Genomic DNA, 26,116 nt, shown 5'->3' with positions numbered 1-26,116 from the left:
GTCTACCGCGAATCAGGCGCCAAGGTTATCGTTATTCGCGCTCCCGCGCACACCAGCCGCAGGCAAAGGGCTGGCCTATTTTTTCAATACGTTGCGCGGGGTCCTGTACCCAGGCGCGTGACTGCCACGGCGGCTGGTGGCGCAGGTGCTGGGTGTGGCCGCAGGACAGCTCGGCAACCCAGTGCTGGTCGTCGTCCTGGTGGAACCCGATGATGAAGGATGCCGTTGATCGGTCCCGTCTGTCCGGGTTCTGTTCGCTTTCGGGCAAATCCTTGTTTAGACTTGTCCGTTCTTCATTCTTATGCAAAAGGTCTCGCCCCATGACGATCGCCGCTAACAAGGCTGTCTCCATCGACTATACCCTGACCAACGACGCTGGTGAGGTCATCGACAGCTCAGCCGGCGGCGCGCCGCTGGTCTACCTGCAAGGCGCAGGTAACATCATCCCAGGCCTGGAAAAGGCCCTGGAAGGCAAGAGCGTCGGTGATGAGCTGACCGTTGCCGTAGAACCTGAAGATGCCTACGGCGAGTACTCGGCCGAACTGGTCAGCACCCTGAGCCGCAGCATGTTCGAAGGTGTCGACGAGCTGGAAGTGGGCATGCAGTTCCACGCTTCCGCGCCGGACGGCCAAATGCAGATCGTCACCATCCGTGATCTGGACGGCGACGACGTCACCGTCGACGGCAATCACCCGCTGGCTGGTCAGCGCCTGAACTTCCAAGTGAAGATCGTTGCCATCCGCGACGCTTCCCAGGAAGAAGTGGCCCACGGCCACGTTCACGGTGAAGGCGGTCACCACCATTGATTATGGTTTGATCAATCGGTAGCAAAAACGCCCCGACTGGTTCGGGGCGTTTTTTTGCGCTTGAAAAAATGTGGGAGGGGGCTTGCCACCTCCCACAACAAAAATGCCCCGGACCTTTCGGTACGGGGCATTTCTTAACTGTTTCGCAACCGGGGCTGCGTGGCAGTTGTTACCACTTAGGCTGCAGCAGCAACGCTCAGAGCCTTGATGTGGCCATTCAGGCGGCTCTTATGGCGAGCGGCCTTGTTCTTGTGGATGATGCCTTTATCGGCCATACGGTCGATAACTGGCACAGCCAGAACGTAAGCAGCTTGGGCTTTTTCAGCGTCTTTGGTGTCGATGGCTTTAACTACATTCTTGATGTAGGTACGAACCATGGAACGCAGGCTGGCGTTGTGGCTGCGACGCTTCTCAGCCTGTTTTGCACGTTTTTTGGCGGAAGGTGTGTTGGCCACCGTCGAGCTCCTCGAAAGACTTTTTAGGAAATAGCAAACAAAATAGGCCGCGAATCATGCCGATGACTTGATGGGTTGTCAAGGGCGGCTGATGCGAACTGCTGAGTGGTCGATCTGAAGAGGCGGGTGATTTATTTCCGGCGCTTGACCTGTAAACTCGCGAGCTTTGGCTCTGTGCTGTTGCAGGCGCGCAGTATCGCATAAGTGGGCGCTTTGTACGCCTGCTCTTTATCTAAAGGCGCAAACTCTTTCAATGAATCTGCTCAAATCGTTGGCCGCCGTCAGCTCTATCACGATGATCTCCCGGGTCCTGGGGTTTGTGCGTGACACCCTGCTGGCGCGCATTTTTGGCGCCAGCATGGCCACGGATGCCTTCTTTATTGCGTTTAAATTGCCCAACCTGCTGCGGCGGATCTTCGCTGAAGGTGCTTTCTCCCAGGCATTCGTGCCGATCCTGGCCGAGTACAAGACCCAGCAAGGCGAAGAAGCCACCCGCACCTTCATCGCCTACGTCTGCGGCCTGTTGACCCTGGTGCTGATGCTGGTGACCATCCTTGGCATGCTCGCCGCCCCCTGGGTGATCTGGGCCACGGCCCCCGGTTTTGCCAATACCCCGGAAAAATTCGCGCTCACCACTGATCTGCTGCGAGTGACCTTTCCTTATATATTGCTGATCTCCCTGTCATCCCTGGCCGGGGCGATCCTCAATACCTGGAACCGCTTCTCGGTGCCAGCCTTCGTGCCGACCCTGCTGAACGTCAGCATGATCATCTTCGCGCTGTTTCTCACGCCGTACTTCGACCCGCCAGTGATGGCGCTCGGCTGGGCCGTATTGGCCGGTGGCCTGGCGCAACTGCTCTACCAACTGCCACACCTGAAAAAGATCGGCATGCTCGTATTGCCACGCCTGAACCTCAAGGACACTGGCGTATGGCGCGTGATGCGCAATATGCTGCCGGCGATCCTGGGTGTTTCCGTAAGCCAGATTTCCCTGATCATCAACACGGCGTTCGCCTCGCTGCTGGTATCGGGCTCGGTGTCGTGGATGTACTACGCCGACCGCCTGATGGAGCTGCCGTCCGGCGTGCTCGGCGTGGCCCTGGGCACGATTTTGTTACCGACCCTGTCGCGCACCTACGCCAGCAAGGACCGCCAGGAATACTCGCGCATCCTCGATTGGGGCCTGCGCCTGTGCTTCGTGCTGGTGTTGCCATGCGCACTGGCCTTGGGGATCCTGGCTGAGCCGCTGACTGTGTCACTGTTTCAATACGGCCAATTCGATGCCCACGACGCACTGATGACGCAACATGCCTTGGTCGCCTATTCCGTCGGCTTGCTCGGCATCATCGTGATCAAAGTGCTCGCCCCAGGCTTCTACGCCCAGCAAAACATCCGTACTCCAGTGAAAATCGCGATTTTCACGCTGATCGTCACGCAACTGCTCAACCTGGTGTTTATCGGTCCGCTGGCCCATGCCGGCCTGGCCCTGGCCATCAGTGCGGGCGCGTGCATCAACGCAGGGCTTTTGTTTTACCAGTTGCGCAAGCAGCAGATGTTCCAGCCACAGGCCGGCTGGGGCCTGTTCACCCTCAAGCTGCTGGTGGCGGTCGGGGCGATGTCGGCTGTGTTGCTGGGGTTGATGCACTTCATGCCCGCTTGGGATGAGGGCCATATGCTGGAGCGCTTCCTGCGCCTGGGTGCGCTGGTCGTTGCCGGTGTGGTGGTGTACTTCGGGATGTTGCTGCTGCAAGGCTTCCGATTGCGGGATTTCAATCGCAAGTCCCTGGGTTAGAGAGTTTGCCGCGATAAAACGGTTGTTTTATCGATTCGACCCATTTGGCCTGTTCAGTTGCCTGTCGTCCGGGGCCGGGTGTGGTTATAATCGACCACTTTATGAGCAAGAAGCGCGTTATGCAGCTGGTTCGAGGTCTCCACAACCTGCGCCCCGAGCATCGGGGCTGCGTCGCCACTATTGGCAACTTTGACGGTGTTCACCGTGGCCACCAGGCTATCCTGGCCCGGCTGCGCGAACGTGCGGTCGAGTTGGGCGTGCCCAGCTGCGTGGTGATTTTCGAGCCGCAGCCGCGGGAATACTTTACGCCCGAGACTGCGCCGGCACGCCTGGCCCGTCTGCGCGACAAGCTGCAGTTGCTGGCTGAAGAGGGCGTGGACCGCGTCCTCTGCCTGGCTTTCAACCAGCGTTTGCAAAGCCTCAGTGCGGCCGAGTTCGTCGACCGCATCCTGGTCGATGGCCTGGGCGTACAGCATCTGGAGGTCGGCGACGACTTCCGTTTCGGTTGCGACCGCGTCGGGGATTTCGATTTCCTGCAACAGGCCGGCGTCAACCAGGGTTTTACCGTCGAAGCCGCGCAAACCGTCGAATTGGACGGCCTGCGCGTGAGCAGTACCCAGGTGCGTAACGCACTGGCCGCCGCCGACTTCGCCTTGGCCGAGCGTTTGCTCGGTCGCCCGTTCCGCATTGCCGGACGGGTCCTGCACGGCCAGAAGCTGGCGCGCCAACTGGGCACGCCAACCGCCAACGTGCAACTCAAGCGCCGTCGTGTGCCGTTGACCGGGGTTTACCTGGTAAGCGTCGCCATCGACGGCCAATCGTGGCCGGGAGTCGCCAACATAGGCGTCAGGCCCACGGTTGCAGGTGATGGCAAGGCCCACCTGGAAGTACACCTGCTGGATTTTGCCGGTGATCTGTATGACCGGCGTTTGACGGTGGTTTTCCACCAAAAGCTGCGTGAAGAGCAGCGTTTCGCCTCCCTTGAGGCGTTGAAAACGGCGATCAATGCGGATGTCGCCGCCGCCCGTGCACTAGCCGCACCTAGCGCCCATCGCTAACCGAAGAGCCTTAAATGACCGACTATAAAGCCACGCTAAACCTTCCGGACACCGCCTTCCCAATGAAGGCCGGCCTGCCACAGCGCGAACCGCAGATCCTGCAGCGCTGGGACAGTATTGGCCTGTACGGAAAGTTGCGCGAGATTGGCAAGGATCGTCCGAAATTCGTCCTGCACGACGGCCCTCCTTATGCCAACGGCACGATTCACATCGGTCATGCGCTGAACAAGATTCTCAAGGACATGATCCTGCGTTCGAAAACCCTGTCGGGCTTCGACGCGCCTTATGTCCCGGGTTGGGACTGCCACGGCCTGCCGATCGAACACAAAGTCGAAGTGACCTACGGCAAGAACCTGGGCGCGGATAAGACCCGCGAACTGTGCCGTGCCTACGCCACCGAGCAGATCGAAGGACAGAAGTCCGAGTTCATCCGCCTGGGCGTGCTCGGCGAGTGGGATAACCCCTACAAGACCATGAACTTCAAGAACGAGGCCGGTGAAATCCGTGCCTTGGCCGAAATCGTCAAGGGCGGTTTCGTGTTCAAGGGCCTCAAGCCCGTGAACTGGTGCTTCGACTGTGGTTCGGCCCTGGCCGAGGCGGAAGTCGAGTACGAAGACAAGAAGTCCTCGACTATCGACGTGGCCTTCCCGGTCGCCGACGACGCCAAGCTGGCCGAGGCCTTCGGCCTGGCAAGCCTGGGCAAGCCGGCCGCCATCGTGATCTGGACCACCACCCCGTGGACCATCCCGGCCAACCAGGCGCTGAACGTGCACCCGGAATTCACCTACGCCCTGGTGGACGTCGGTGACCGCCTGCTGGTGCTGGCCGAAGAAATGGTCGAAGCCTGCCTGGCCCGCTACGAGCTGCAAGGGTCGGTCATCGCCACCACCACCGGCTCCGCGTTGGAACTGATCAATTTCCGTCACCCGTTCTATGACCGTCTGTCTCCAGTTTACCTGGCTGACTACGTTGAACTGGGCGCCGGCACTGGCATCGTTCACTCCGCGCCCGCTTATGGCGTGGACGACTTCGTGACCTGCAAAGCCTACGGCATGGTCAACGATGACATCCTGAACCCGGTGCAGAGCAACGGCGTGTACGCACCGTCGCTGGAGTTCTTCGGCGGCCAGTTCATCTTCAAGGCCAACGATTCGATCATCGAAAAACTGTCGGAAGTCGGCTCGCTGCTGCACACCGAAACCATCAAGCACAGCTATATGCACTGCTGGCGGCACAAGACCCCGCTGATCTACCGCGCCACCGCGCAGTGGTTCATCGGCATGGACAAAGAGCCGACCAATGGCGACACCCTGCGTGTCCGCTCGCTCAAGGCCATCGAAGACACCAAGTTCGTCCCGGCCTGGGGCCAGGCGCGCCTGCACTCGATGATCGCCAACCGCCCTGACTGGTGTATCTCGCGCCAGCGTAACTGGGGCGTGCCGATCCCGTTCTTCCTGAACAAGGAAAGCGGCGAGCTGCACCCACGCACCGTCGAGTTGATGGAACAAGTGGCCCAGCGTGTCGAACAGGAAGGCATCGAAGCCTGGTTCAAGCTGGACGCCGCCGAACTGCTGGGCGATGAAGCGCCGCAGTACGACAAGATCAGCGACACCCTCGACGTGTGGTTCGACTCGGGCACCACTCACTGGCATGTGCTGCGCGGCTCGCACCCGATGGGGCACGAAACCGGCCCGCGTGCCGACCTGTACCTGGAAGGTTCGGACCAACACCGCGGCTGGTTCCACTCGTCGTTGCTGACCGGTTGCGCCATCGACAACCATGCGCCGTACCGCGAACTGCTGACCCACGGTTTCACCGTCGACGAGACGGGCCGCAAGATGTCCAAGTCGCTGAAGAACGTGATCGAGCCGAAAAAGATCAACGACACCCTGGGCGCCGACATCATGCGTCTGTGGGTCGCGTCGACCGACTATTCGGGCGAGATCGCCGTGTCGGACCAGATCCTGGCTCGCAGCGCCGATGCCTACCGTCGTATCCGTAATACCGCGCGCTTCCTGTTGTCGAACCTGACCGGTTTCAACCCGGCCACCGACCTCCTGGCGGCCGAAGACATGCTCGCCCTCGACCGTTGGGCGGTGGACCGTACCCTGTTGCTGCAGCGCGAGTTGCAGGAAAACTACGGCGAATACCGTTTCTGGAACGTCTACTCGAAGATCCACAACTTCTGCGTGCAGGAGTTGGGTGGTTTCTACCTCGACATCATCAAGGACCGCCAGTACACCACCGGCGCCAACAGCAAGGCGCGCCGTTCGGCGCAGACCGCGCTGTATCACATCAGCGAAGCGCTGGTGCGCTGGATCGCGCCGATCCTGGCGTTCACCGCCGACGAGCTGTGGGAATACCTGCCGGGCGAGCGCAACGAGTCGGTGATGCTCAATACCTGGTACGAAGGCCTGACCGAACTGCCGGCTGACTTCGAACTGGGCCGCGATTACTGGGAAGGCGTGATGGCCGTGAAGGTTGCGGTGAACAAGGAGCTGGAAGTACAGCGTGCGGCCAAGGCTGTCGGTGGCAACCTGCAAGCCGAAGTCACCCTGTTTGCCGAAGACGGCCTCACCGCCGACCTGGCCAAGCTGAGCAACGAACTGCGCTTCGTGCTGATCACTTCAACCGCGAGCCTGGCGCCATTCGCCCAGGCCCCGGCGGACGCGGTTGCCACCGAAGTGCCGGGCCTCAAGCTCAAAGTGGTCAAGTCGGCCTTCCCTAAATGCGCCCGTTGCTGGCACTGCCGCGAGGACGTTGGCGTGAACCCTGAGCACCCGGAAATCTGCGGTCGTTGCGTCGACAACATCTCGGGCGCTGGCGAGGTTCGTCACTATGCCTAACGCCAGTCGTTTCGGACGTCTGGGCTGGCTCGTACTGAGTGTGCTGGTCCTGGTCATCGACCAGGTCAGCAAGGCTCATTTCGAAGGCTCCCTGCAGATGTTCCAGCAAATCGTGGTGATCCCGGATTACTTCAGCTGGACCCTGGCCTACAACACCGGCGCCGCCTTCAGCTTCCTGGCTGACAGCGGTGGCTGGCAGCGCTGGCTGTTTGCCCTGATCGCCGTGGTGGTCAGTGCGGTGCTGGTGGTGTGGCTCAAGCGCCTGGGTCGCGATGACACCTGGCTGGCCATCGCCCTGGCCCTGGTGTTGGGCGGCGCGCTCGGCAACCTGTATGACCGCATTGCCCTGGGCCATGTGATCGACTTCATCCTGGTGCATTGGCAGAACCGCCATTACTTCCCGGCGTTCAACTTCGCCGACAGCGCCATCACCGTCGGTGCAATCATGCTGGCGCTGGATATGTTCAAAAGCAAGAAAACCGGAGAGACCGTCAATGACTGATCAGGTATTGGCTGAGCAACGCATCGGCCAGAACACGGAAGTCACTTTGCATTTCGCACTGCGCCTGGAGAATGGCGACACGGTCGACAGCACGTTCGACAAAGCCCCGGCCACCTTCAAGGTCGGCGACGGCAACCTGCTGCCGGGTTTCGAAGCGGCCCTGTTCGGCTTCAAGGCCGGCGACAAGCGCACCCTGCAGATCCAGCCGGAAAACGCCTTTGGCCAGCCCAACCCGCAAAACGTGCAGATCATCCCGCGTTCGCAGTTCCAGGACATGGACCTGTCGGAAGGCCTGCTGGTGATTTTCAACGATGCGGCCAATACCGAACTGCCGGGTGTGGTGAAAGCTTTTGATGACGCGCAAGTGACCATCGACTTCAACCATCCGTTGGCCGGTAAAACCTTGACCTTTGACGTTGAAATCATCGACGTTAAAGCGCTCTAACTGACGACTCTGGCCTACTGTAGGAGCGAGCTTGCTCGCGAAAGACCCGAAGGCGCTGCGTTTAACCAGAATGGACGCGACGCCGTTAACGCTCTTCGCGAGCAAGCTCGCTCCTACAGGGCAAGACACGAGGCACAGCATGCAAATCAAACTCGCCAACCCCCGTGGCTTCTGCGCCGGTGTGGACCGGGCGATCGAAATCGTCAACCGCGCCCTGGAAGTCTTCGGGCCGCCGATTTACGTGCGTCATGAAGTCGTCCACAACAAATTCGTGGTCGAAGACCTGCGTGCACGTGGCGCCATCTTTGTCGAAGAGCTCGACCAGGTGCCAGACGATGTGATCGTCATCTTCAGCGCCCACGGTGTTTCCCAGGCGGTGCGTACCGAAGCGGCAGGCCGCGGCCTGAAAGTCTTCGATGCTACCTGCCCACTGGTCACCAAGGTGCACATCGAAGTCGCGCGCTACAGCCGTGACGGTCGCGAGTGCATCCTGATCGGCCACGCCGGCCACCCGGAAGTCGAAGGCACCATGGGGCAGTACGATGCCAGCAATGGCGGCTCCATTTACCTGGTGGAAGACGAAAAGGATGTCGCCAACCTGCAGGTACAGAACCCCGAGCGCCTGGCATTCGTGACCCAGACCACCCTGTCCATGGACGATACCAGTCGCGTGATCGACGCGCTGCGCAGTCGCTTCCCGGCCATTGGCGGCCCGCGCAAGGACGACATCTGCTACGCCACCCAGAACCGCCAGGACGCGGTCAAGCAACTGGCAGACGAATGTGATGTGGTCCTGGTCGTCGGCAGCCCCAACAGTTCCAACTCCAACCGCCTGCGTGAGTTGGCTGAGCGCATGGCAACACCGGCGTACCTGATCGACGGTGCCGAAGATATGCAGCGCAGTTGGTTCGATGGCGTCGAGCGCATTGGCATCACGGCGGGTGCTTCCGCTCCGGAAGTGCTGGTGCGCGGCGTTATCCAGCAGTTGCACGCCTGGGGCGCCACCGGTGCCGATGAACTGGCTGGCCGCGAAGAAAACATTACGTTCTCCATGCCCAAGGAGCTGCGGGTTCGCTCGCTGCTGTGACGACCCGGTGTGCCGGATCAACTCCGGCACAATGCCTGCTCGGCACGCTCGCTGCGCAGGCTGATACGCCCGCTGGGCGCCAGCACTACCTGGTGCAGGCTCTGCGCCTGGTCCGTGGCACACACATGCACGGTGCCGGCACGGAAACCTCCTCCTGAAAAGATGGGTTCACCCAGCCCGCTGAAGCGCACCTGGGTCTTGAGCGGCCCATTGCCCACGATCAGCACTTGCCCACTGGCCTGGCGCTCCAGCAGCACCGGGTTGTCATCGTCCTGGGGGCCGCGCCCGCTGATGTCCACGATGACCCGCCACCCCAGGCCCCAATTGTCCTTCAGTGCATAAATAACCACCGCCCGGTTGCGTGCGATGGCTTCGGTGCGTGCATATCGCAGGCCTTGCGCCAAGGCATGTGCCGCGCTCTGTCGCTGCTGTGATTCCAGCAGGCTCTTGAAGCTGGGCAGCGCCATGTTGGCCAGGATGCCGCTCAGGATCAGCCCGAGTAGCAGTTCGATCAAGGTGAAACCTCGTTGTTGCATGGGCCATCCCTCCGTGGATTTGGGTGCAGTCCTAGGTATAGCGTCCCGTCTGGGGGGCGGATGATGGCCTTCATGTCCAAAGTATTTCCCTTTGTTCCGGTTGCAGCGCAGGTGAAAAACCGGCGCTAGTCTTGGGCCGCACAGCAGGTTTTAACTGCTCTTTTTTTGGACCTCGACACGGATGACGACGGTAATGCTTGCCTGTACGAACCCCTTTTTGCCCAATGCCTTATCCCGCGACCAAGCCGGTACGACACTGATCGAAGTGCTGGTCGCAGTGTCGATTCTCACCATCGGCCTGCTTGGCGCGGCGGTGATCCAGCTCAATGCGCTCAAGTACACCGACAGTTCCAGGATGATCAGCCAGGCCAGTTTCATTGCCTACGATATGCTCGACCGGATCCGTGCCAATTCCGGTGCCGACTACACGTGGGGGCGTACCGAGCGTGCCTTGGCCAGCAACGTTGCCGCCAGTGTGCGCGACCTGGACTTGCATGATTTCGAGGCCAACATTCGCGGTTTTGCCGGGGAGAGCGCCAAAGGCTCGGTGTCGATCGGTGGCGACGAGGTGACGGTCAGCATCAGTTGGGACGACAGTCGAGGTACTGGCAGGCCGGGCGCCCGGGAAACCTTCACCCTGACCAGTCGCATCCGCGATGAACCGGGAGTGGCGCAATGAGGTGTCTTGTTCGAGGTTTCAGCCTGATGGAGTTGCTGCTGGCCTTGGCGATGGGGTTGGTACTGGTGCTCTGGGCCAGCCAGGTGGCAATCAACACCAGGGCCACCAACGCCAGCCAGCAGGCCGCTTTGTTGATGCAGGATGATGCGCGGTTTGTGCTGGGCAAGCTGCTCCAGGATATCCGTCAGGCGGGCATGTTCGGCTGTCTGGCGACAGCGTTTATCGACAACGCCCCGCCCGCTTTTGACCGGCCTGTCGCTTGGCGTGTCGGAGGTGGGTCAACCTCGCTGACGCTGGTGACCGCGGATGTCGCCGTTGGGGGCGGCACGCCTGACTGGACTGTGTTGTCCGATTGCACTGGCAGCGCCCAGGCCTACGCTGGAAGCGCCCCGGCATCGGCACCCGGGCAAATCCGTTTTGCGTTACGCCAAGTTACCTACACCTTCGAAGCAGGGCAGTTGAAATTCAGTACACCTGCATCACCCGCCAAGGCGGTATTGGTGGATAACGTGAAGGCGTTCGATATCAGTTTTGGCGTGTCGGCCAAGCCTGCGTCAACGGAGGTGGTGCGCTACGACGCCGGCCCGGCCGACGAATCCTTGATACGCAGCGTGCGCATTGTGATGACGCTGCAAGACCCGACTGCCGGGGTGAAAGACCAAACCTACGCCGTCGTGGCGGCGCTGCGGAACCGGCTGGGGTAGGGCTGCCATGACACTTGCAGAAGGTTTTCGTCTACGACAGGCAGGCATGGTGCTGCTGGTCAGCCTGGTGTTGCTGCTGCTGTTATCGCTGATCGGCTTGTCCTCGATGCAGGCTGCGCTCACTCAGCAAAAGATTGCCGGTAGTTTCTGGCACCGTAATCAGTCGCTGCAAAGTGCCGAGAGTGGCCTGAGGCGCGGCGAATCTGCCATACAGCGTTCATTTGCAGCGTTGCCGTTATGTCAATCGATCGTCGACTGTGCACCGCCGGAGGCGGCATTTTTGGTGGTCGGGCCTGGAGTGGACCCTGTTTCAGGCATCAGTTGGGTGGCACTGAAAGGCGGCTTATACGGGGTTCAATCCCTCGGGCCTGCGGTAGGGCTCGCGCATTTGCCAGCGCAAATCCCTGCAGCGGTGTATCGAGTGACGGCAGTCGGGCTGCACGGGCAATTGCGCACGGTGCTGGAGAGTACCTATGCGCGGGTAGAAGAGGAGGGTGGCTCGCGTTTTCGGCGAGTGGCGTGGCGACAACTTCAATAAGGAGTAGTGGAATGGGCATGGACAGCCAGGGTTTTACCCTGATCGAGTTACTGATTGCCGGGATGATCATTGCGGTTCTGGCCGGGATTGCTTACCCCGGATACACCGGCTATCTGAAAAAAGTCTATCGCGCTGAAATCGTCGCGCTGTTGACCGAGCAAGCCCAGCACCTGGAGCGTTTTTATGCGAGGAACGGCAGTTTTATTGATGCAGGCGGCGTCAGTGCAGGCAATGATCACTATAGAATCACCGCTGCATTGAACCCTCAGGACTTCCAACTGGTGGCCACACCGGTCACCGACTCGGTGATGGCTGGCGATCCTTGCGGTGACTTCGGCCTGACCGGCACGGGCACGCGAACCAACCCGGGCGCTGCGCCGGAGATGTCGCGCAAGCTGTGCTGGGGGCAATGATGAGGGTGCTCGACGATTGGGCGCCGGGTGCGCTTGTTCCTATTTATCGGCTGGATCAAATGATGGCAGAGCAACAGCAGGTAGTGATTGTCGGTGGCGGAGTCATCGGCTTGTTGACGGCGTTCAACCTCGCCACGCAGGGGCAGTCGGTGGTGCTGCTGGAGCGCGCAGGGTTGGGCCAGGAGTCTTCCTGGGCGGGCGGCGGCATCGTCTCGCCCCTGTATCCGTGGCGCTACAGCCCGGCGGTCACGGCCCTGGCCCATTGGTCCCAGGATTTTTATCCACAGCTGGCGCAGCGTCTGTTTGCTGCGACGGGCGTTGACCCGGAGGTTCACACCACTGGGCTCTACTGGCTGGACCTGGATGACGAAGCCGAAGCGCTGGCTTGGGCCGCGCGTGAAGGCCGACCCTTGAGCAAAGTGGACGTGTCGGCCGCTCATGACGCCGTTCCGGTCTTGGGTGGCGGCTACTCCCAGGCGATCTACATGGCCGATGTCGCCAATGTACGCAACCCGCGCCTGGTCAAATCCCTCAAGGCCGCGCTGCTGGCGCTGCCTGGCGTGACCATTCATGAACGGTGCGAAGTGACTGGCTTTGTCCTGGATGCGGGTAATGTCGTGGGCGTGAACACAGCTGATGGTTCGATCTTCGGCGATCAGGTCGTATTGGCCGCCGGCGCCTGGAGCGGTGAGTTGCTCGGCACGTTGGGCCTGTCGCTGCCGGTCGAACCGGTCAAAGGCCAGATGATTCTGTACAAATGTGCCTCGGACTTCCTGTCGAGCATGGTCTTGGCCAAGGGCCGCTATGCGATTCCTCGGCGGGACGGGCACATTCTGATCGGCAGCACCCTGGAACATGAAGGCTTCGACAAGACCCCCACCCTGACCGCGCTGGAAAGCCTCAAAGCGTCAGCGGTGGAGTTGATCCCCGCCCTGGCGGACGCCGAGGTGGCCGGACATTGGGCCGGGCTGCGCCCCGGTTCGCCGGAAGGCATTCCCTATATAGGCCGGGTGCCGGGCTTCAATGGCCTCTGGCTCAACTGCGGGCATTACCGCAACGGCCTGGTGCTTGCGCCGGCGTCCTGCCAATTGTTTGCTGACCTGCTACTGGCACGTGCGCCGATCATCGACCCTGCGCCTTATGCGCCGGAAGGTCGGATCAACGCTGGATAGATTTCGGCCCTTGCTCCAGGTGCGCCTGGGTGCAATACCACTCCTGGCGTGAGCTCAAGGCGCGATCCTGCGGCAAATGCACGCCGCAGTGGGCGCAGCGCACCATCAGGGCCGCGTCGGGCTCGCTGGCACGCTGCTGCCTGGCGGCCGGGCTTTTGAACTTGCGCCAGAACCATACTGCGGCGGCAATGACGGCAATCCAGAACAGTAGACGAAGCATGATGGGCAGTTTCTCGACAAGGAATGCGCCAGTTTAGCCAAGGACGTGCCAGGCGCACAGCGCAATAATACCACCCACAAAAAAGGAGCCTCGCAAGGCTCCTTCTTGATGACGCCGGGTGCAATCAGTCGAACACACCAAAGGTCATGTAGCTGAACCACGAACGGTCCTGGTTATTGCCCAGGGCCTGCGGTTCTTCCTCTTCGATCACGTCGCCGTTCTCGTCGTGGGGCTTGAGCTCCGAAGGAATTGCGTCCTTGGCGTCCTGGTACTGCTTGATCACGTCCTGGTTGGCACGGGTTTCGCCCGGCGGCAGCGGTGGACGGGATTCGATCAGGCCCAGGGTGTACTTGCTCAGCCACGAGCGGTTGTCCGCTTCGGCCACCTGAGGCACGAACTGGCCGTCTTTCAGGCTTGGGTGGTCCGGGTAGTTGAGCTTCAGGGTTTCCAGGCTGGTGCTGGCCAGTTCGTCCAGGTGCAGGCGCTGGTAAGCCTCGGTCATCACGGCAAGGCCGTCACCTACGGAAGGGGTTTCCTGGAAGTTTTCCACAACGTAGCGGCCACGGTTAGCGGCGGCCACGTATGCCTGACGGGTCAGGTAGTAGTGGGCCACATGGATCTCGTAGGAAGCCAGCAGGTTGCGCAGGTAGATCATGCGTTGCTTGGCGTCCGGCGCGTAGCGGCTGTTGGGGTAGCGGCTGGTCAGCTGGGCGAACTCGTTGTAGGAATCGCGGGCAGCGCCTGGGTCACGCTTGGTCATGTCCAGCGGCAGGAAGCGCGCCAGCAGGCCAACGTCCTGGTCGAACGAGGTCAGGCCCTTCATGTAGTAGGCGTAGTCGACGTTCGGGTGCTGTGGGTGCAGACGGATAAAACGCTCGGCGGCGGACTTGGCGGCTTCCGGCTCGGCGTTCTTGTAGTTGGCGTAGATCAGCTCGAGCTGGGCCTGGTCGGCATAGCGCCCGAACGGATAGCGCGACTCCAGGGCCTTCAGCTTCGCTGTGGCGCTGGTGTAGCTATTATTGTCCAAGTCTTTCTGAGCCAGTTGGTACAACTCGACTTCGCTCAGGTTTTCGTCGACGACTTCCTTTGTTGACGAGCAAGCAGCAGTCATGGCGAGGATGGCGATCAGCAGCAGGTGTTTCACTTGCATGGCGGCTTGCGTCCCTATGACGGCCGCTGTCTTGGGCGGGGCCGTCCTGTTATGATGAGCGCCCCGTTGAAAGCCTCGGGGCAAAAGACGCCGTATTTAACCACAAGCGCGCAGCCGAAACCAAAGGCTGTGCCACGCCTAGTCTGAGCATGTCCGATAAAATTGAACTTCGCGCAGAGGTGCCGTCCGAATTGGGCGGCCAACGCCTCGATCAAGTCGCCGCACAATTATTCGCTGAGCACTCGCGCTCGCGCCTTTCCGCCTGGATCAAAGACGGCCGCCTGACTGTGGATGGAGCGGTTATCCGCCCGCGAGACATAGTCCATGGCGGTGCGATTCTTGAGCTGACTGCCGAGCAGGAAGCCCAGGGAGAATGGGTCGCCCAGGACATCGAGCTGGATATCGTCTACGAAGACGACGACATCCTGGTCATCAACAAACCCGCAGGCCTGGTGGTTCACCCGGCAGCCGGGCACGCTGATGGCACCCTGCTCAATGCCTTGTTGCACCATGTGCCGGACATCATCAATGTCCCGCGCTGCGGCATCGTGCACCGCCTGGACAAGGACACCACCGGTCTGATGGTGGTGGCCAAGACCATTCAGGCGCAGACGCAGCTGGTTACACAGTTGCAGAGCCGCAGCGTCAGCCGGATCTACGAATGCATCGTGATTGGTGTGGTGGTAGCCGGCGGCAAGATCAACGCCCCGATCGGTCGTCACGGCCAGCAACGCCAGCGTATGGCGGTGATGGAAGGTGGCAAGCAGGCCGTCAGCCATTACCGAGTACTCGAACGTTTCCGCTCCCACACCCACGTGCGGGTCAAGCTGGAAACCGGCCGTACCCACCAGATTCGCGTGCACATGGCACACATCAACTTCCCGTTGGTCGGTGATCCGGCCTACGGTGGGCGCTTCCGCATCCCACCGGCGGCGAGCCAGACCATGGTTGAATCGCTGAAAAACTTCCCGCGCCAGGCGTTGCATGCACGCTTCCTGGAATTGGATCATCCGACGAGCGGTAAGCGGATGAGCTGGGAATCGCCTCTGCCGGACGATTTGGTCTGGTTGTTGACGCTGCTCAAGCAGGATCGCGAGGCGTTTGTCGGATGAGTGACTGGCTGATACCTGACTGGCCCGCGCCGGCTCAGGTGAAAGCCTGCGTCACCACTCGAGCGGGCGGCGTCAGTCTGGCGCCGTTCGACAGTCTCAACTTGGGCGATCATGTTGGGGATAACCTCGAAGCGGTCCTCGAAAACCGCCGCCGTCTTACCGACGCATTTAATATTCAGCCTGCCTGGTTGCGCCAAGTCCACGGGATAAGCGTGGTCGAGGCTGACCCGTCACGCATTGCCGAAGCCGATGGCAGCTGGACCAGCACCCCTGGCATCGCCTGCACCTCAATGACCGCTGACTGTCTGCCCGCATTGTTCTGCAACCGCGCCGGCACCCGCGTGGCTGCGGCCCATGCTGGCTGGCGTGGCCTAGCGGCAGGGGTATTGGAAGCGGCTTTCGAAAGCCTCGGCGCCGAACCTGAAGACGTACTGGTGTGGCTTGGCCCGGCAATTGGCCCACAAGCCTTCGAAGTCGGCCCGGAAGTACGCCAAGCCTTCATGCAGCCGTTGCCGATCACTGCCGAAGCGTTTGTGCCCAGCCACAACCCAGGCAAGTTCATGGCCGACATCTATAAGCTCGCGCGCCTGCGCCTCGCTGCGCGCGGCGTTACTGCTGTCTATGGTGGAGGGTACTGCACCGTGACCGACCCACGCTTCTTTTCCTACCGGCGTAGCCCTCGCACCGGACGTTTTGCCTCCCTTGTCTGGCTTGAACGCTAGACTCCTTTGATCTGGGTCAAACCCGGTCCATATCCGCCGTCGCGCGCTTGAATCTTCCAGAACCCACCCCATCTATAAGGGTATCTGGCAGGTTTCTTCATTCAGGATGTTTCATAGATCCGGCCTGCTCAAAAGGAAGGTGACTAATGCGTATTGATCGTTTAACCAGCAAATTGCAGTTGGCACTGTCTGACTCTCAATCCTTGGCGGTGGGCCTCGACCACCCGGCCATCGAGCCTGCGCACTTGATGCAGGCTCTCCTGGAACAGCAAGGTGGTTCTATCAAGCCCTTGCTGATGCAGGTGGGCTTTGACGTCAACAGCCTGCGCAAGGAGTTGAGCAAAGAGCTCGACCAACTGCCGAAAATCCAAAACCCGACTGGCGACGTGAACATGTCCCAGGACCTGGCGCGCCTGCTCAACCAGGCGGACCGTCTGGCCCAGCAGAAGGGTGACCAGTTCATCTCCAGCGAACTGGTGCTGCTCGCCGCCATGGACGAGAACAGCAAGCTCGGCAAGTTGTTGCTGGGCCAGGGTGTGAGCAAGAAAGCCCTGGAAAACGCTATCAACAACCTGCGTGGCGGTGATGCGGTCAACGACCCCAACCATGAGGAGTCGCGCCAGGCCCTGGATAAATATACCGTCGACCTGACCAAGCGCGCCGAAGAGGGCAAGCTTGATCCGGTGATCGGCCGTGACGATGAAATCCGTCGCACCATCCAGGTCCTGCAGCGTCGCACCAAGAACAACCCGGTGCTCATCGGTGAGCCCGGCGTGGGTAAAACCGCGATTGCCGAAGGTTTGGCCCAGCGCATCATCAATGGTGAAGTGCCGGATGGCCTTAAAGGCAAGCGCCTGCTGTCCCTGGACATGGGGTCTTTGATCGCCGGTGCCAAGTTCCGTGGCGAGTTCGAGGAGCGCCTGAAATCCCTGCTTAATGAGCTGTCGAAGCAGGAAGGGCAGATCATTCTGTTTATTGACGAACTGCACACCATGGTCGGCGCCGGTAAAGGCGAGGGCTCCATGGATGCCGGCAACATGCTCAAGCCGGCCCTGGCGCGGGGTGAGTTGCACTGCGTCGGTGCTACCACGCTCAACGAATATCGCCAGTACATAGAAAAGGACGCGGCCCTTGAGCGTCGTTTCCAGAAAGTACTGGTGGAAGAGCCGAGCGAAGAAGACACCATCGCAATCCTGCGTGGCCTGAAAGAGCGTTATGAGGTCCACCACAAGGTGGCGATCACCGACGGTGCGATTATTGCGGCGGCCAAGTTGAGCCATCGCTATATCACCGACCGTCAGTTGCCCGACAAGGCCATTGACCTGATCGACGAAGCGGCCAGCCGCATCCGCATGGAGATCGACTCCAAGCCGGAAGTGCTCGATCGCCTGGATCGACGCCTGATTCAACTGAAAGTCGAGTCCCAGGCCCTGAAGAAAGAAGAAGACGACGCGGCGAAGAAACGCCTGGAAAAACTCCAGGAAGAAATCGTCCGCCTGGAACGCGAGTATTCGGACCTGGAAGAAATCTGGACCTCGGAAAAAGCCGAAGTGCAGGGCTCTGCGCAGATCCAGCAAAAGATCGAGCAGTCGCGCCAGGAACTGGAAGCGGCACGCCGTAAAGGTGACCTGAACCGCATGGCCGAGTTGCAGTACGGGGTGATCCCGGACCTGGAGCGCAGCCTGCAGATGGTCGACCAGCACGGCAAGCCTGAGAACCAACTGCTGCGCAGCAAGGTGACCGAGGAAGAAATTGCCGAAGTCGTCTCGAAGTGGACCGGGATTCCCGTGTCGAAAATGCTCGAAGGCGAGCGCGACAAGCTGCTGAAGATGGAAAGCCTGTTGCACCAACGCGTGATCGGCCAGGAAGAGGCCGTGGTGGCGGTGTCCAACGCGGTACGGCGTTCGCGGGCCGGGTTGTCCGACCCGAACCGTCCGAGTGGCTCGTTTATGTTCCTCGGCCCGACCGGCGTGGGTAAGACCGAGCTGTGCAAGGCCTTGGCCGAGTTCCTCTTTGATACCGAAGAGGCCATGGTGCGGATTGATATGTCCGAATTCATGGAGAAACACTCGGTGGCTCGCTTGATCGGTGCGCCACCAGGCTACGTGGGCTACGAGGAGGGCGGTTACCTGACCGAAGCCGTGCGGCGTAAGCCTTACTCGGTGATCCTGCTGGATGAGGTCGAGAAGGCGCACCCGGATGTGTTCAACATCCTGCTGCAAGTGCTGGAAGACGGCCGCCTGACCGACAGTCACGGGCGTACCGTGGATTTCCGTAATACGGTGATCGTGATGACCTCCAACCTGGGCTCGGCGCAGATCCAGGAGCTGGTGGGTGATCGTGAAGCGCAACGTGCGGCGGTGATGGATGCGCTGACTACGCACTTCCGCCCGGAATTCATCAACCGGGTCGACGAAGTGGTGATCTTCGAGCCTCTGGCGCGGGATCAGATCGCGGGCATTACCGAGATCCAGCTGGGTCGTCTGCGCGGCCGTCTGGCAGAGCGCGAGCTGTCCCTGGACCTGAGCCAGGAGGCGTTGGACAAGCTGATCGCGGTGGGTTACGACCCGGTGTATGGCGCACGGCCTTTGAAGCGTGCGATCCAGCGCTGGATCGAGAACCCGCTGGCCCAGTTGATCCTATCGGGCAGCTTCATGCCGGGCACCAGCGTCGAGGCGACCGTGGAAAACGACGAGATCGTCTTCCACTAAGCCCAAAGGGCAAAGCAAAAATGGGAGGCCCCGCATTGCGGGGCCTTTTTTTTCGATAGGGCGTTGAACTGTAAGGCAAAGGCTTGTAAAGTGCGCCCCGCAGCAACGTCAGCCCACGGGTTTCTTCTCCCCAAGAAGAAATCAGAAACAAGCGCAAATCATTGTCTTAAAAGCAATTTAAGGGGTTGACAGGGGTTTTTAAGATTGTAGAATAGCGCGCCTCAGAGACATGAACGTAGCGATACGGGCAAGTCGAAGAGAAGGTAGTAAGCAGCAACGTAGTACTTTGAAATATGTAGTTCCGTGATAGCTCAGTCGGTAGAGCAAATGACTGTTAATCATTGGGTCCCAGGTTCGAGTCCTGGTCACGGAGCCAATTTCAATATCGGGGTATAGCGCAGTCCGGTAGCGCGCCTGCTTTGGGAGCAGGATGTCGGGAGTTCGAATCCCCCTACCCCGACCATATTTGGGTCGTTAGCTCAGTTGGTAGAGCAGTTGGCTTTTAACCAATTGGTCGTAGGTTCGAATCCCACACGACCCACCATTTTTGAGACCAGTTAGCGCTGGAATCGAATCTTAAGATCAGAGGCCAAAAGCACTGATCGAAGAAGGCGACTGAGAGGTCGCCTTTTTTTTACCGGGGTATAGCGCAGTCCGGTAGCGCGCCTGCTTTGGGAGCAGGATGTCAGGAGTTCGAATCCCCTTACCCCGACCATATTAAAAATCCTCGTATCGAAAGATACGGGGATTTTTTTTGTGCGTGCAAAACTCAAGTCCGGTGAAAATCAAATGTGAGAGGGGGCTTGCCCCCGATGGCAGTGTGTCAGTCGACAAATCAATGACTGCTTCACCGCAATCGGGGGCAAGCCCCCTCTCACATTTATTGAGTGCCCTCAGGGGCCGAGTTGTCAGTGAAGTTTGAGTCGCGGCTCGGTGCCACGCCCAATCTTGCTCCCCAGCATCAGCATCGCCGTACGGAAGAACCCATACAGCGCCATCTGGTGCATGCGATACAGCGACACATAGAACATCCGCGCCAGCCAGCCTTCCAGCATCACGCTGCCGGTGAGGTTGCCCATCAAGTTACCGACCGCCGAGAACCGCGACAGCGAGATCAACGAGCCGTAGTCGGTATATTTGTAGGAAGGCAGGTCCTTGCCCTCGATACGCAGCTTCAGCGACCTGGCCAGCAACGAGGCCTGCTGGTGAGCCGCCTGAGCCCGTGGCGGCACGTTGCGGTCGGTGCCCGGTTGCGGGCAGGCGGCGCAGTCGCCGAAGGCGAAGATGTTCTCGTCGCGGGTGGTTTGCAGCGTTGGCAAAACCTGCAATTGATTGATGCGGTTGGTTTCCAGGCCATCGATGTCCTTGAGGAAACCCGGCGCGCGAATGCCGGCAGCCCATACCTTGAGGCTGGCCGGGATCACTTGGCCACTGCTGGTGATCAGCGCATCGGCCGTCACTTCGCTGACCGCCGAGTTGGTCAGTACCGTCACCCCAAGCTTCTCCAGGGTTTTATGCACAGGCCCGCCAATACGCTCCGGCAGGGCCGGCAGTACTCGTGGGCCGGCTTCGATTAGGGTGATGTGCATGTTTTCCGGCTTGATACGGTCCAGGCCATAGGCCGCCAGCTCATGGGCGGCGTTATGCAGTTCGGCGGCCAGCTCGACCCCGGTGGCACCGGCGCCGACGATGGCGACGCTGATTTTTTCTACCACGTCAGTCTGCCCGGCATGGGCGCGCAGGTAGTGGTTGAGCAACTGCTGGTGGAAACGTTCGGCCTGCTTGCGGGTGTCGAGGAACAGGCAGTGCTGCGCCGCACCTTCGGTGCCGAAGTCGTTGGTGGTGCTGCCGACCGCAATCACCAGGCTGTCATAGCCCAGCACGCGCGCGGGCACCAGTTCACGGCCTTCTTCGTCGAGGGTGGCGGCCAGCTGGATCTTCTTCTGTTCACGATCAAGCCCGCTCATGCGCCCCAGTTGGAACTCGAAGTGGTTCCATTTGGCCTGGGCGACATAATTGAGTTCGTCTTCCGAAGAGTTCAGCGAGCCGGCCGCCACTTCGTGCAGCAGTGGCTTCCAGATATGGGTCAGGTTGGCGTCCACCAGTGTGATGTTGGCGGTGCCGCGCTTGCCCAGGGTCTTACCCAGGCGGGTAGCCAACTCCAGGCCGCCGGCGCCGCCGCCGACGATAATAATACGATGGGTCATGGGGATATCTCGCAAGGCTAAAAGAAATCGGAGCAGTTACCCCCGCGAGCGCCAGGCAGCTCATAGCGTCAGGTAACTCAAAAGGCGACTCAGCAAGCCGAGGCCGATTACCACGGCAAGCACCACGCCGAGGAGCAGCCACGGCCGGAAAGGCTTGCGCTCGACTCGGTTCTGGGAGAGTTGCAGGTACTCTTCGACATGCTGTTGGTCATCGGGGTTCAGGCGGCTGGTCATAAAGGCCTCGTCAGGTAGACGTTGCAAAAGGGCGCCACGTTACAGTCCGGGTGGGCTCAGAGGCTGATACCTACGTCGAACACTATGCTGCGGCCCAGGTTGTTGCGCAAGAAATCCGGTGCGTCGGGGTGAGCGAACAGCACCCGTGCAAAGGTCGGCCCCACCAGCGACAGCGAGCGCCAGCCCTGGCGCAGGTATTCCGTGGGCGGCGGAAAATGGCTGTTGAGGTCGAGCACTTCGCGCTTGAGGCTGGTGAAAGCGACGATATCCAGTTCGCCCAGGTCCATTCCGCGCTCTTTATAGTTATGCGCCTTCTTGCGCAGCGTGGGCGCCAGGCGCAGCAGAAACTCGTGGGCCGGGATGCGCCTCGGCTTGGCTTCGCGCCGTACCAGTTGGCTCAGGGAAAACGCACTGCGCCGACGCAGCAGTTCATCGCGCCATTCGTCATTCAGGCGGCGACCCTCGTCCAGCACGAAAAACACCTCGAAGCTGGCGTCGCGAAACAGCACGTCCGGCGGCTCTTGCCCGGCGGCGTGGAATTCTTCGGCACGGTAGGGCACGTTCAAGCCTTGCAGCAGGCGCTGGCAGACCCAACGCTCACGCTCCCATTTGCGGGCATTGGACAAGAACGCGTTGGCTTGTTCGGCCGCTACGGTGAGCAGGCGCAAGTAATCTGAGTCATCCATAGCTAGTAGCTTAGCGCCCAAACGATGACCGCAGGAAGTACCCCTGTGAAACGTCGGTGTAGACTGATCATCCGACTCTATTCGACCCGGGGAGTATCGCCGTGATCAGTGCCGCCATGTTGGCGCCGACAACCATGAGCATCGGCTCGCTCCTGTACGCGCCGGTGGTACTGTGGGCGATCCTGCGTTCGCCGTGGGTCGAGTTGTTCGCCGACCGGCGCCGCCAGCATTTGCTGTTCGGCACGGTGTTCGCGTTGTTCATGCTGTGGCTGGTGCGGCGGGATTTTGATACCGGCGTGTCTTACCACTTCATCGGTATGACGGCCGTGACCTTGTTGCTGGACTGGCCCCTGGCAATCGTCGGCGGTTTTGCCGCCCAGTTGGGCTTGATGCTGTTGGGGCGCCAGGATCTCGCTGCCCTGGGCGTCAATGGCCTGTTGCTTATCGGGTTACCGGTGCTGGTCACTGAAACCTGCGCGCTGCTGGTCGAGCGTGCCCAACCGCGCAATCCCTTCGTGTATATCTTCTGTTCCGGTTTTTTCGCGGCAGCCCTGTCGGCGCTCTTGTGCCTGCTGTGTGGGCTGGGGCTGTTGTGGTTCGACGGGCGTTTCGCCATGCCGGAATGGCTGGAGGATTTCGTCGGCTACCTGTGGTTGATCATCTTCCCCGAGGCCTTTATCAACGGCATGGTCATCAGTGCCCTGGTGGTGTTTTGCCCCGAATGGCTGGAGACCTTCAACCGCACGCGCTACCTCTCGGCGCCCTGGAAGGACGACGATTCGCAGCGTTGACCTGGATCAAATCCCGCGCCGCCGAGCAGGCCCATGCTCTGCGAAATTTTTCCAGGAGCGCGGATCATGAGTGTGTACGAATGGGCTCGGCAGGAGTTGCGCAGAAGCCAGGATGCGGCACAGGAAATCGGTTTTGACCCAGGCCTGACCTTGCGCGCCATGCTCAGCGCAGTGGTGCAGCAGAGCAAGGGGGTGCGCAGTTTCGAAGACCTGGCCGACGAGCTGCAATACCTTGCAGAGAACCTCGACGACCAGCAGGAATACGCCTTCATGCGCCCTTAGTGGCGCGGCGGCAGGTCTTCGGAAAACAGCTCGTCTTCGGCATCCGGGGCTACGGGAATCTTGTGTTCTTCAGCGGCCCAGGCGCCCAGGTCGATGAGTTTGCAGCGGTCCGAGCAGAACGGCCGGTTGAGGTTGGTCGCTTTCCATTCCACGGGTGCGCCGCAGGTCGGGCAGTCGACGGTCAAGGGTTGGCTCATGATCGGCCTCCACGCAAAGTAAGGTAAAAGTGGTGCAGTCGCTCGACCTCGCTGTGCAGCCAGGCAAGGTCCTGGTCATTGACCAGTACATCATCGGCATGTTTCAGGCGGTCTTCGCGGCTGGATTGGGCCTTGAGGATCGCCTGCACCTGTTGCTCGTTGATGCCGTCGCGCTGCAGGGTACGCTGAATCTGCAGCGATTGCGGCACGTCGATCACCAGGATGCGCTGGGTCATGCTGTACTGGCCGGATTCGATCAGCAGCGGCGACACCAGTATCGCGTAAGGCGATTTTGCGCGTGCCAGGTGGCTGCGGATCTCCTCGCCAATCAACGGGTGCAGCAAGGCTTCGAGCCAGCGCCGCTCTTCGGGTACTTCAAAGATCAGCTTGCGTAATGCGGCGCGGTCCAGTTGGCCGTCTGGCTGAAGTACGCCAGCACCAAAGTGCTCGGCGATGCGCTCCAATGCCGGCCGACCAGGCTCTACTACCCAGCGGGCGGCGTGATCGGCGTCCACCAAGTCGATACCCAGGTCGATAAAGTGTTGGGCCGCCGCGCTTTTGCCGCTGCCGATGCCGCCGGTAAGGCCTAGAATCCAGGGTGTTGCAACGCGAGTGGTCATCTGAAACCGACAGACTGCAAATAGAAGTCGCTTATTTGACCACCCCAGAGCAATGCAATCCAGCCGGCAGTCGCCAGATACGGTCCAAAAGGCATCGGTGCCGATGCCAGGGTGTTGCGCAGGCGCATCAGGATCAAGCCGACAAATACCCCGACCAGTGACGACATCAACAGCGTCATCGGCAGGATCTGCCAGCCACCCCAGGCGCCGAGCACCGCCAGCAACTTGAAGTCGCCGTGGCCCATGCCGTCCTTGCCGGTGGCCAGCTTGAACAACCAGAACACGCTCCACAGGCTCATGTAGCCAATCACGGCGCCCCACAGGGCGTCGGCCAATGTTGTCAGCAGGCCGAAACTGTTGACGATCAGTCCCAGCCACAGCAGCGGCATTACCAGCACATCCGGCAGCAGTTGATGGTCGGCGTCGATCAGGCTCATCGCCAACAACCCCCAACTCAGCACCATCACCATTCCTGCCTGCCAGCCAACTCCGAAATGCCAGGCCACCCAGGCCGAGATCAAGCTGCACACCAGTTCCGTGAGGGGGTAGCGGATGCTGATCGCCCCTTGGCAATGCGCGCAGCGGCCGCGCAGGAACAGGTAGCTGAGCAGCGGGATATTTTCCCATGGGCGTATGGGATGGTTGCAGTGTGGGCAGCAGGAGTTGGGCTGCATCAGGTTGTAGGTCGGCCCGGCTGGTTCTGCGGGCAAGCCCAGCACTTCATGGGCCTGGGCGCGCCATTCCCGCTCGAGCATTTTCGGCAGGCGCCACACCAGCACGTTTAGAAAACTGCCGACGATCAGCCCCAGCACCGACGCTATCGCAACAAACGCCCAGGGATGCTCGCCCAGCAGCAGGCTCAAAATGCGCTCCCCAGTTGGAATACCGGCAGGTACATGGCAATCACCAGCGCGCCGACGATGCCCCCCAGTACCACCATGATCAGAGGCTCCATCAGGCTAGTGAGGTGATCGACCAGGGTGTCCACATCGGCCTCGTAATGGTTGGCGACCTTCTCCAGCATGCGGTCAAGCGTGCCCGACTCTTCGCCGATGGCCGTCATCTGGATGGCCATGCCGGGAAACAGGCCGCTGACGGCCATGGATTGATTCAGTTGCATGCCAGTGGATACGTCGTGTCGCATATGCTCGATTGCCTGTCTGAACGGCCCAGAACCGGCGGCCCCGGCCACCGAGTCCAGCGCCTGCACCAATGGAACACCGGCGGCGAAGGTGGTGGACAGCGTGCGGGCGTAGCGGGCCACGGCCGATTTTCTCAGCAGTTTGCCTGCAACGGGTGCTTTCAACAAACCGGCATCCAGCCACAGCTGGAAAGCCGGTAAGGCATGGTAGGCGTGGCGCAACCCAAAACCCGCGGCAAGCAGGCCCAGTGCCACGCCCCACCAGGCTCGCTGCATGAACTCGGACAAAGCGATCACCTGCAAGGTGAAGCCGGGCAGTTTGCCGTCGACTCCGGCGAACAGGCTTTGGAATTGCGGCACTACGTGGACCAGCAGCACGCCGGTGACCAGGCTGGCGACTATCAGCACGGTGATCGGATAGGTCATGGCTTTTTTGATCCTGGCCTTTAACTGCTCGCTCTTTTCCCTATGAATCGCTACGCGCTCCAGCAAGGTTTCAAGGGCACCGGCCTGTTCGCCGGCCGCCACCAGGTTGCAATACAACTCATCGAAACAGCGCGGATGCTTGCGCAACGCGTCGGCAAGGCTGGTGCCAGCGGCGATTGACTGTTGCAACCCCTGTAGCAGCTCACGCAGCGTAGCGTTGTCAAAGCCTTCGCTGATGATGTCGAGGGCTTGCAGCAGTGGAATCCCGGCCTTCAGCAAGGTTGCCAATTGGCGCGTGAGCAGGGTGATATCCGCTGATTTGATAGATGGCTTGAGGCCCGCTAGAACTGGAGAATGCTTGCGTACAAGCCCTGGGCTGATGCCTTGTCGGCGTAGCTGAGCCTTGACCAGGGCAGGGTTGTGCCCGGTGCTGTGCCCGGACACCCTGCGCCCTTTGCGGTTGATGCCTTCCCAAGCGTAGATCGTTGAAGCGTTGTCCATGTCACCGTTCCGCACAGAGGTCGTTGAAGATGTATAGCTTAGTCAGGTGACGGATTCGGACAGGCGGGCGGTGGCGGATAAAA

The 26,116-nt window shown here is 60.5% G+C and carries 28 protein-coding genes, 4 tRNA genes and 1 pseudogene; 21 read left to right on the top strand and 12 right to left on the bottom strand.

Features of this window, described 5'->3' with window-relative positions:
• Positions 1-31: 31 nt before the first annotated feature.
• The gene (locus BMX59_RS03465) at positions 32-322 is read right to left on the bottom strand and encodes a DUF3565 domain-containing protein (protein ID WP_102591632.1); all 291 of its coding nucleotides are present in this window, start codon (positions 320-322) and stop codon (positions 32-34) included.
• On the opposite strand from BMX59_RS03465, the gene BMX59_RS03460 reads away from it, so the two are divergent.
• Positions 321-806: an FKBP-type peptidyl-prolyl cis-trans isomerase gene (locus BMX59_RS03460; RefSeq protein ID WP_027606858.1), complete on the top strand. Its 486-nt coding sequence runs from the start codon at positions 321-323 to the stop codon at positions 804-806. The genes BMX59_RS03465 and BMX59_RS03460 overlap by 2 nt on opposite strands.
• Positions 807-982: 176 nt before the next feature.
• On the opposite strand, the gene rpsT is transcribed toward BMX59_RS03460, so the two are convergent.
• Positions 983-1,261, bottom strand: a complete 279-nt coding sequence (rpsT, locus tag BMX59_RS03455) for a 30S ribosomal protein S20 (RefSeq protein ID WP_016976313.1) — start codon at positions 1,259-1,261, stop codon at positions 983-985.
• 253 nt (positions 1,262-1,514) lie between these two features.
• On the opposite strand from rpsT, the gene murJ reads away from it, so the two are divergent.
• The 6 genes from murJ (at position 1,515) to ispH (ending at position 8,991) form a co-directional block, all read left to right on the top strand.
• Positions 1,515-3,053 carry a murein biosynthesis integral membrane protein MurJ gene (gene murJ, locus BMX59_RS03445; RefSeq protein ID WP_092240625.1) on the top strand — a complete coding sequence of 513 codons (1,539 nt, stop codon included), beginning with the start codon at positions 1,515-1,517 and terminating at the stop codon, positions 3,051-3,053.
• A gap of 119 nt (positions 3,054-3,172) precedes the next feature.
• Positions 3,173-4,111: a bifunctional riboflavin kinase/FAD synthetase gene (ribF, locus tag BMX59_RS03440; RefSeq protein ID WP_170856023.1), complete on the top strand. Its 939-nt coding sequence runs from the start codon at positions 3,173-3,175 to the stop codon at positions 4,109-4,111.
• 14 nt (positions 4,112-4,125) lie between these two features.
• Positions 4,126-6,957, top strand: a complete 2,832-nt coding sequence (gene ileS, locus BMX59_RS03435) for an isoleucine--tRNA ligase (RefSeq protein ID WP_093119940.1) — start codon at positions 4,126-4,128, stop codon at positions 6,955-6,957.
• On the top strand, positions 6,950-7,459 hold the full coding sequence (lspA, locus tag BMX59_RS03430) for a signal peptidase II (protein ID WP_058423077.1): 510 nt from the start codon (positions 6,950-6,952) through the stop codon (positions 7,457-7,459). Before ileS ends, lspA begins: the two co-directional genes overlap by 8 nt.
• Before the next feature lie 7 nt (positions 7,460-7,466).
• Positions 7,467-7,904 (top strand): FKBP-type peptidyl-prolyl cis-trans isomerase, encoded by a 438-nt coding sequence (gene fkpB / locus BMX59_RS03425; protein ID WP_170856031.1) that lies wholly within the window; start codon positions 7,467-7,469, stop codon positions 7,902-7,904.
• 139 nt (positions 7,905-8,043) lie between these two features.
• Complete coding sequence (gene ispH, locus BMX59_RS03420; protein ID WP_071491070.1) at positions 8,044-8,991, top strand: 4-hydroxy-3-methylbut-2-enyl diphosphate reductase; 948 nt, start codon at positions 8,044-8,046, stop codon at positions 8,989-8,991.
• Here ispH and BMX59_RS03415 read toward each other — a convergent pair.
• Positions 8,945-9,527, bottom strand: a pseudogene (locus BMX59_RS03415) (GspH/FimT family pseudopilin). The gene ispH and the pseudogene BMX59_RS03415 overlap by 47 nt on opposite strands.
• Before the next feature lie 193 nt (positions 9,528-9,720).
• Between BMX59_RS03415 and pilV the strand changes: the two are divergent.
• The 5 genes from pilV (at position 9,721) to thiO (ending at position 13,033) form a co-directional block, all read left to right on the top strand.
• Entirely contained in the window at positions 9,721-10,206 is a 486-nt protein-coding gene (pilV, locus tag BMX59_RS03410) for a type IV pilus modification protein PilV (RefSeq protein WP_092240633.1), read from the top strand.
• The gene (locus BMX59_RS03405; protein ID WP_092240635.1) at positions 10,203-10,910 is read left to right on the top strand and encodes a PilW family protein; all 708 of its coding nucleotides are present in this window, start codon (positions 10,203-10,205) and stop codon (positions 10,908-10,910) included. Before pilV ends, BMX59_RS03405 begins: the two co-directional genes overlap by 4 nt.
• Before the next feature lie 7 nt (positions 10,911-10,917).
• Complete coding sequence (locus tag BMX59_RS03400) at positions 10,918-11,448, top strand: PilX N-terminal domain-containing pilus assembly protein (RefSeq protein WP_256572930.1); 531 nt, start codon at positions 10,918-10,920, stop codon at positions 11,446-11,448.
• An 11-nt stretch (positions 11,449-11,459) separates the two neighbouring features.
• A complete protein-coding gene (locus BMX59_RS03395) occupies positions 11,460-11,861 on the top strand; it encodes a type IV pilin protein (protein WP_093119936.1) in 402 nt (133 codons plus the stop codon).
• 62 nt (positions 11,862-11,923) lie between these two features.
• Positions 11,924-13,033: a glycine oxidase ThiO gene (gene thiO, locus BMX59_RS03390; protein WP_093119934.1), complete on the top strand. Its 1,110-nt coding sequence runs from the start codon at positions 11,924-11,926 to the stop codon at positions 13,031-13,033.
• Here thiO and BMX59_RS03385 read toward each other — a convergent pair.
• Entirely contained in the window at positions 13,020-13,253 is a 234-nt protein-coding gene (locus BMX59_RS03385) for a PP0621 family protein (protein WP_092240641.1), read from the bottom strand. The genes thiO and BMX59_RS03385 overlap by 14 nt on opposite strands.
• Before the next feature lie 124 nt (positions 13,254-13,377).
• Positions 13,378-14,403 (bottom strand): outer membrane protein assembly factor BamD, encoded by a 1,026-nt coding sequence (locus BMX59_RS03380; RefSeq protein WP_058423069.1) that lies wholly within the window; start codon positions 14,401-14,403, stop codon positions 13,378-13,380.
• Positions 14,404-14,552: 149 nt separating this feature from the next.
• Between BMX59_RS03380 and rluD the strand changes: the two genes are divergently transcribed.
• From rluD to BMX59_RS03345, 7 genes are all read left to right on the top strand, one after another.
• Positions 14,553-15,515, top strand: a complete 963-nt coding sequence (rluD, locus tag BMX59_RS03375) for a 23S rRNA pseudouridine(1911/1915/1917) synthase RluD (RefSeq protein ID WP_058423068.1) — start codon at positions 14,553-14,555, stop codon at positions 15,513-15,515.
• A complete protein-coding gene (pgeF, locus tag BMX59_RS03370) occupies positions 15,512-16,237 on the top strand; it encodes a peptidoglycan editing factor PgeF (RefSeq protein WP_093119931.1) in 726 nt (241 codons plus the stop codon). Before rluD ends, pgeF begins: the two co-directional genes overlap by 4 nt.
• 146 nt (positions 16,238-16,383) lie before the next feature.
• On the top strand, positions 16,384-18,948 hold the full coding sequence (gene clpB, locus BMX59_RS03365) for an ATP-dependent chaperone ClpB (protein WP_092240645.1): 2,565 nt from the start codon (positions 16,384-16,386) through the stop codon (positions 18,946-18,948).
• A gap of 300 nt (positions 18,949-19,248) precedes the next feature.
• Positions 19,249-19,324 (top strand) — tRNA-Asn (locus BMX59_RS03360).
• A gap of 10 nt (positions 19,325-19,334) precedes the next feature.
• Positions 19,335-19,411: transfer RNA gene (locus BMX59_RS03355), tRNA-Pro, on the top strand.
• A 5-nt stretch (positions 19,412-19,416) separates the two neighbouring features.
• Positions 19,417-19,492, top strand: a tRNA-Lys gene (locus BMX59_RS03350).
• Between the two features lie 94 nt (positions 19,493-19,586).
• A tRNA-Pro gene (locus tag BMX59_RS03345) sits at positions 19,587-19,663 on the top strand.
• A 193-nt stretch (positions 19,664-19,856) separates the two neighbouring features.
• On the opposite strand, the gene BMX59_RS03340 is transcribed toward BMX59_RS03345, so the two are convergent.
• The 3 genes from BMX59_RS03340 to BMX59_RS03330 are packed head-to-tail and all read right to left on the bottom strand — an operon-like array spanning position 19,857 to position 22,075.
• Positions 19,857-21,155, bottom strand: a complete 1,299-nt coding sequence (locus tag BMX59_RS03340) for an NAD(P)/FAD-dependent oxidoreductase (RefSeq protein WP_093119928.1) — start codon at positions 21,153-21,155, stop codon at positions 19,857-19,859.
• Between the two features lie 60 nt (positions 21,156-21,215).
• Positions 21,216-21,389: a DUF3094 family protein gene (locus tag BMX59_RS03335; protein ID WP_046034083.1), complete on the bottom strand. Its 174-nt coding sequence runs from the start codon at positions 21,387-21,389 to the stop codon at positions 21,216-21,218.
• 56 nt (positions 21,390-21,445) lie between these two features.
• The gene (locus tag BMX59_RS03330; protein WP_010213242.1) at positions 21,446-22,075 is read right to left on the bottom strand and encodes a DUF1780 domain-containing protein; all 630 of its coding nucleotides are present in this window, start codon (positions 22,073-22,075) and stop codon (positions 21,446-21,448) included.
• A gap of 101 nt (positions 22,076-22,176) precedes the next feature.
• Between BMX59_RS03330 and BMX59_RS03325 the strand changes: the two genes are divergently transcribed.
• Entirely contained in the window at positions 22,177-22,866 is a 690-nt protein-coding gene (locus tag BMX59_RS03325) for an energy-coupling factor ABC transporter permease (protein WP_093119926.1), read from the top strand.
• Positions 22,867-22,932: 66 nt separating this feature from the next.
• Complete coding sequence (locus BMX59_RS03320) at positions 22,933-23,148, top strand: hypothetical protein (RefSeq protein ID WP_003171680.1); 216 nt, start codon at positions 22,933-22,935, stop codon at positions 23,146-23,148.
• Here BMX59_RS03320 and yacG read toward each other — a convergent pair.
• The 4 genes from yacG to BMX59_RS03300 are packed head-to-tail and all read right to left on the bottom strand — an operon-like array spanning position 23,145 to position 26,033.
• On the bottom strand, positions 23,145-23,345 hold the full coding sequence (gene yacG / locus BMX59_RS03315) for a DNA gyrase inhibitor YacG (RefSeq protein ID WP_003188437.1): 201 nt from the start codon (positions 23,343-23,345) through the stop codon (positions 23,145-23,147). The two genes, BMX59_RS03320 and yacG, sit on opposite strands and share 4 nt — an antisense overlap.
• Positions 23,342-23,965, bottom strand: coding sequence for a dephospho-CoA kinase (gene coaE / locus BMX59_RS03310; protein WP_071491080.1), 624 nt, complete (start codon positions 23,963-23,965; stop codon positions 23,342-23,344). The genes yacG and coaE overlap by 4 nt, the downstream gene beginning before the upstream one ends.
• Positions 23,962-24,828 carry a prepilin peptidase gene (locus tag BMX59_RS03305; RefSeq protein WP_093119924.1) on the bottom strand — a complete coding sequence of 289 codons (867 nt, stop codon included), beginning with the start codon at positions 24,826-24,828 and terminating at the stop codon, positions 23,962-23,964. The genes coaE and BMX59_RS03305 overlap by 4 nt, the downstream gene beginning before the upstream one ends.
• Positions 24,825-26,033: a type II secretion system F family protein gene (locus tag BMX59_RS03300; RefSeq protein WP_093119922.1), complete on the bottom strand. Its 1,209-nt coding sequence runs from the start codon at positions 26,031-26,033 to the stop codon at positions 24,825-24,827. Before BMX59_RS03300 ends, BMX59_RS03305 begins: the two co-directional genes overlap by 4 nt.
• Positions 26,034-26,116 lie beyond the last annotated feature (83 nt).

Source organism: Pseudomonas sp. NFR09, assembly GCF_900111535.1.
In the GTDB taxonomy this organism is placed as follows: domain Bacteria; phylum Pseudomonadota; class Gammaproteobacteria; order Pseudomonadales; family Pseudomonadaceae; genus Aquipseudomonas; species Aquipseudomonas extremorientalis.
This window is presented reverse-complemented; position numbering and strand designations above follow the sequence as displayed.